The sequence below is a fragment of the Marinobacter sp. G11 genome, assembly GCF_021282325.1.
GTDB lineage: Bacteria > Pseudomonadota > Gammaproteobacteria > Pseudomonadales > Oleiphilaceae > Marinobacter > Marinobacter vinifirmus.
Genome location: NZ_JAJSPB010000062.1, coordinates 1 through 5,544, shown reverse-complemented (window position 1 = coordinate 5,544; position 5,544 = coordinate 1). Strand labels below are relative to the sequence as shown.

The following is a 5,544-nucleotide window of genomic DNA, read 5'->3' as shown; positions in this document are numbered from 1 at the left end:
GCTAGGGCAACTTTGGACTTGAACGATGGGCTGTATTGCTTGCGTTTCTTGCTCATGATTCTCCTCCTTGTGGAGATGATGAATCAGAGCTTAGGCACCTGTCCAAATTTCGGGGTCCACTTCAATTAGCTAATTTTTAATTATTACTTTGTTAGCGGTCAGTTCATAAAATCCGGAAATCGCAAACAGGTCTCCGTTTTTGGAGAAGGCAATTGTACGTGTTGACTCCGTAAAAATAATAGCCTCTACCCCTCTTGGGGTCGCGATCACGATGCTATTCTTTGGGGGTTCAATCTCATATCCATAATACGTATATGAAGCATTATATCTATTTGATTTGTTTAAAATAGCTACAGCTTCATTATGCGGATGGGTTGTAATATTCGATTTTGGAAGTTCAGGTTTTGATTTTGTGGTTTTAAAGATATCCCTGTTTTTTGACCGAATCTCTTCTCCATCTTCAGTGTGAAATTCCCGAGAAACGAGCTTTATTTGGTTGTTATTTTTTGATTCAGATATTATATTGATCGTCTTTTCACCTGCAATCTCTATCCGCACGAGTGTTTCATGAGGAGGAGTTCTAAAAAAATCAAAGCTAGGATTGCTAAGCTTTCTGACCCTTCCATCCAAAAGGGTCAAAATAGCGTCGCCAGATTTTAATGGGGTAACGCCGGTGATTAGAGCTGGAAATTCTTGTTTTGATAAAATGCTCGCATCAATTCCAGACCAAACTATAGCTTTCTTAGGAGTCCAGGATAATATGTTATTATTCTTCAAAGAGATTGCTCTAATAAAAGGCTCAGACGCCAAGTGCCCGTCTTTCTTTAGTGGGTGATTATTAATGATTGGGTTCCATATTCTGATTGTTCCATCTTCAGAGTATGTTATTAATTCTCCAGAAGCTAAGATATCTGCTCCATTAATAGAAGACGAGTGCCCATCCAGGGTAGATAACTGATTACTGAAATCGGAGCTCCAAATTACGGCACGACCAGTATCTGACCAAGATATAATTCTGCCATCTCTAAGTATTATTACTTCTCGGGTTGCGGGATCCCAATCATGAACTACAGTTGACTGCTCACTTTCAATATTCCATTTTCTCATAATTGTTTCGGAACGTGACCATGAGATAAGTTGACCATTGGAAAGCATAGTTGCATAAACTAAAGAATCAGTGTGACCCTTTAACTCTGATACTAAATCGCCAGAAAAACCATCCCAAATTCGTAACGTTCCATCAGATGAAAAGCTTAGAATTCTTCCATCTGGAAGGTATTTGGCATTTATATATGAATCAAAGTCGTTGATTGTGTAGAAGGCTGATGCGACATCGTCATTATCAAGATTTTGTAATTCTTCTTTCCTTCCATCAAGTTTCAATTCACGACGAAAAATCAGTTCACTAAAGTAAGAGTCGATATCGGTATTGGGCAGTAAGACAGAAGCTTTATTTTGTTCAATGAAATATGGCTTAGATAACGTTTTTAAGTCTATTAAAAATTGAGAGTTTTCTGAGATTACAATTGCCAGTCGGTCGTTTATTTTCTTTGTTCTAAGAATTCGACCTGAAATATTATCAAAAGTCCGAATAACGCTCCCAGTATGGTAGTTCCAAACTCTGAGCTCTGATCTTGCCCAAGAAATGATCTTACCATCACCGATGGTCTCAATGCCGTTAATTCCTTCGCTATGACCTGCCAATAAACATTCACAGGTATTGGCATAAGTATCGTGATCAACTGCGCCTAAATGTGCGATCGTCCAATCAATTTTTTGGTTATCTATCCATATATCGGATTGAATTTTTAATGGGCTACGGTGGGGGTACTCCATACTCAACTGTAGGAGTATTCGATGCGCTGGCCAACTTGAGCTTCCCGAACCAAGTAGAAAGCATAGCCTCCCGAGGAATTCATTGGCCCAAAAAATTGAGGTCTTATTATTGAATGCACCAATGCTTTTTGCTGATCTAATATCTTTAAGTAAGTCTTCTGATCTATTGGCAGCACACTTGGCCATACAAAATGAGAAATCTGTAAGGAGTTTTTGAAGCTCTTCAGTATACTCCGCCTTCGCTAACTGCCAAGGCTGCTCCATAATACGCCGCAACGCTCGACTATCCTGCGTTGGTTTTGAAGCATCTGTGAGCTTATAGAGATCGGCACCGTACGGTTTTGAAAATACCTGAGCCAAGTGAGCATGTATCTGATGAATTTCCGTTTCCGACGCGGCAATCTCCGCAGCTACTTCCTGAAACTCCCTGTGAAAAAAGCGATATACCAAGGCCCCATCAATATAAGCACTGGTTAAGTACGGGCTTAGGTCAAGAAATAAGCGTGACCAAATAATCGGCGGCAGCGCTTCTTGGTTTTGCCATTTTACGGGTGTCCTTTCAGAGCTCTCGAACTCTTTTCTGACAGAGCTATCCTTGCCCAGGGCAATTGCGATTTCATCCTCAGAGAGGCCATATCGTGAAGCTGCGATATATGACAGAGCTCTGTGTGTGTATATTTCTGCATGCTTCCTCTTCTTGAGCAGATACTCCTGTATAAAGTTTTTCGTCATTTCTCGTACAGTTTCGGGGAGGGCCTTTGTATTTATTCTGTCCCACGACCGCCATCGTCTAGCCTCCTCACAAGCCAACCTGAGCCAGAGTGGGTTGCCATTCGATTCGAATGTGTTCAGAACAACGTTTCTTTGTTCGGCCGTGAGGGTTCTCTCTGATGATGGAAGGAGGTCGACGTTGTTTTTTGTGGCCCGGGACTGGGATAACCACTCATTAAGAAGAGTTTCGCCATCCACCCGAGACATCTTATCCAGTTGTAGCTGAGTGTAGCCTTGTAAACCAGCGAGTCCATGGGTGAGCGTTTCGGGGCGGGTACTTATGACCACCCGAACATTGTCAGGTAAAACGACTGGCAGCCAGTGAGACAGTGGTGGGTCATTTTCTTCGTTCAGCTGGTCCAATGCGTCGATAAATAGCCAGATCGGCTTTGATCCAGAGGCTAATGAAAGTTTGTTTGTAAACTCCTTAATGGTATCTTCGATATCACCTGTAGGCTGGACACTGTCCATCTCATAGGCGCTTGAAATGCTGGATATAATGCTCTGCAGAAGGTTGTCTAGTGTTTCGATTCCAACTACACCTCCAATGAATTTTGCGATGGTTACAGGTGCTTGTTGGGTGCAGGTCTGATCTGCAGCTTGAAGGAAGGAGCGTGCCAGAAGGGATGTCTTCCCTATGCCTCCATCGCCTGAGATGATTAATGGGCTTGCCGGCTCCTCTCGTCTATCAAGGTAAGAGCAGATTTGATCGATTTCCAATAGCCTTCCTACGAATGACTTGGATCGTTCTTCTGCGAATAGTCTGTGTTTATTGACCTTGTTTTCAGCGGTTTCTTGCTCGTGGGCTTCGAGCTCCTCGGAAATTAAACGGACCTGATGCCGATAGAAGTCGTTTGCAAATTTTCTGAGATGGTGTCGGGAAGGTCTTTTGTGTCTTCGGTGCCAACGACACCTCATCGTATGGACGTTGTCGCTAGCAAGGCGTTGGCGAATCACCTTTTCGAGTTTGTTAAGGCGATCGGCAGCGCCCGGGACTCGGGCCTTCAGGTTTTCGTCCCAGTCAACGAAAGCCTTTCCTTTAGGCAAGTCAAGATGCTTAATATGCCGAATGTAAACTTGAACGTGTTTGTCAGCGTCAGGGACCGCTAATGCTCCCATCGCAATTTCCTGGTGCGTGGCTGAGGCGAAGTAGGGGAGCCGATCGTAGCCATCAAAAGAGGCTGTCGCCATTCTGAGTGCTTTTTGAATTTCTGTGTCCTTTTTCTCTCCGTCTTCCCATGCGCCTTCCCTTGGTTTGAGACAGTACACGGGGGGGGATGCGTTTTCATCGCGACGGTAAGCAGAGTCGATGATCTCGAGCGCCTCTGTCGCATTCTGACCTCGCAGTTCATTAATGATCCGATCCCAATGATTTACTGAGATTTGCTCGGGAATTGGCTCCCAGCCATATCGATCACCGAGTAACACCACGAAATTGGGCTTTGGGGAAAGCTCCTGGCAGCGGCGCACCTCTTCCAGGCAGATCTGGATGGTCTCTCTTTCTTTTTGAGCCTCTTCAGTTATGCCCCACCGCAAATCAACAGCCTGAAATCGGACTCCTTTTTTTGCACAGAACTCTTCCAGGCAAGGAAAGACCTGCGATCTGAGGACTTCGCGCTCCTCTAAAAAATCGCCGAAAGTAGAGCTAATAAAGAGACGGAATACTCTATCGGTTTTCAATGGAAGACCCTTTGGATGTGCGGTCGATTTGCGATCAATATCTAACAAGTTCTGCGGCTTTTTTAAGGTGATTACGCACTGTTCTATCGCTGACACCCATAATTTCTGCAACTTCCAATTGTGTATGGCCTTTCTGAAGCAAACTCAAACACTGGTGCAGGCTTGTGTCTGTGGCTTTTGCCTTTTCCAGGGCAAGTTCTAGCATCTCGTGGGACGGATCATTGGTGAAACTGACGGCCGGTGTATTTTGTTCGTCCTCTTCCGGGGATTCCCCCCACTTATACGGCGTCGTGCTCAGTCGCTTTGTCCGTTCTTTGCCATCTTTCGTTACGCTGCCAAGATGGCGATCAACGAGTGCATAGGCAGCAAACTGGGCCGCATTGTGGACGTACTTGGCACTTTGTTCGTCCAGCATTACTTCATAGTCAGGCTTCAGGAATTGTTCTAAGCAATTTATGACCGTTTCTTGCCGGACTTCCTCAACCAGGTGATCAAGGCCAATCGATATCTGAGTGCGGTAACCACCTGCTGCTTTTGAAATTTTGTTTCGAACCGAGTGACTGGTCAGGATCTCCAGAATTTTTTTTGCCAATTCGTTTCCGGTTTTCTCCGGGAAATCTATGTAACTAGTGATCAGGTCGCTCAGCCCGGAAGCGTTGGAGTCATGCTTGGTCATGCAGGTTGCTTTCTGTTGGTTGATTGTTTGCCTAACTATACCTGTGGGCGCAGAAATCGCTAGAGGAGAGAGCCGGCCGACTAAAAAAGCGATGCTTATGTTAGGGCTCTAGTGTGATATTTGACAATGTTTTACTTGTGAAAACGGGCTGATCGCATAGGGTTCAACCGCGACGAGATTCTCGTCGTTCCAAAACTAAAAAATGAGGTATCTACATGAAATTGAATGCTCAATTTTTGCAACGGACTGCCATTGCAGTATTTTGCGTGGCGCTTTCGGGTTGCGCCACTAACGGCGGACAGCAAAACGGGTTTGGTGACGCTCTGAACAACGTCGGTGGCGCTTTTCAGGGGGTTGCGGCTGGTCTGGGTTCTGCTGTTGGCGGTATTTTTCAGCCTTATCGTAATGGCGTTCAGGTCACTGAAGAGCAGTTGTCGCAATTATCGGTTGGTATGACTAGTGTTCCGTCTGGTTAATCCCTAAGCGAAAATGTGCTACAATTCGAGCTATTATTTACGAGCTCGGAGACTCTGTTTTGGCCCGGAAACCAGCACCCTTTAATCTTACGGTAAACGATCAAC

At 44.9% G+C, this 5,544-nt stretch carries 3 protein-coding genes; 1 reads left to right on the top strand and 2 read right to left on the bottom strand.

Annotated features, from left to right (window positions below):
* Positions 1 to 129 precede the first annotated feature (129 nt).
* Positions 130 to 4,383, bottom strand: a complete 4,254-nt coding sequence (locus LWH94_RS18690) for a DUF4062 domain-containing protein (protein ID WP_232903250.1) — start codon at positions 4,381 to 4,383, stop codon at positions 130 to 132.
* Complete coding sequence (locus LWH94_RS18685) at positions 4,322 to 4,963, bottom strand: helix-turn-helix transcriptional regulator (protein ID WP_232903249.1); 642 nt, start codon at positions 4,961 to 4,963, stop codon at positions 4,322 to 4,324. The genes LWH94_RS18690 and LWH94_RS18685 overlap by 62 nt, the downstream gene beginning before the upstream one ends.
* 215 nt (positions 4,964 to 5,178) lie before the next feature.
* On the opposite strand from LWH94_RS18685, the gene LWH94_RS18680 reads away from it, so the two are divergent.
* Complete coding sequence (locus LWH94_RS18680) at positions 5,179 to 5,439, top strand: hypothetical protein (protein WP_232903248.1); 261 nt, start codon at positions 5,179 to 5,181, stop codon at positions 5,437 to 5,439.
* Positions 5,440 to 5,544: the final 105 nt, after the last annotated feature.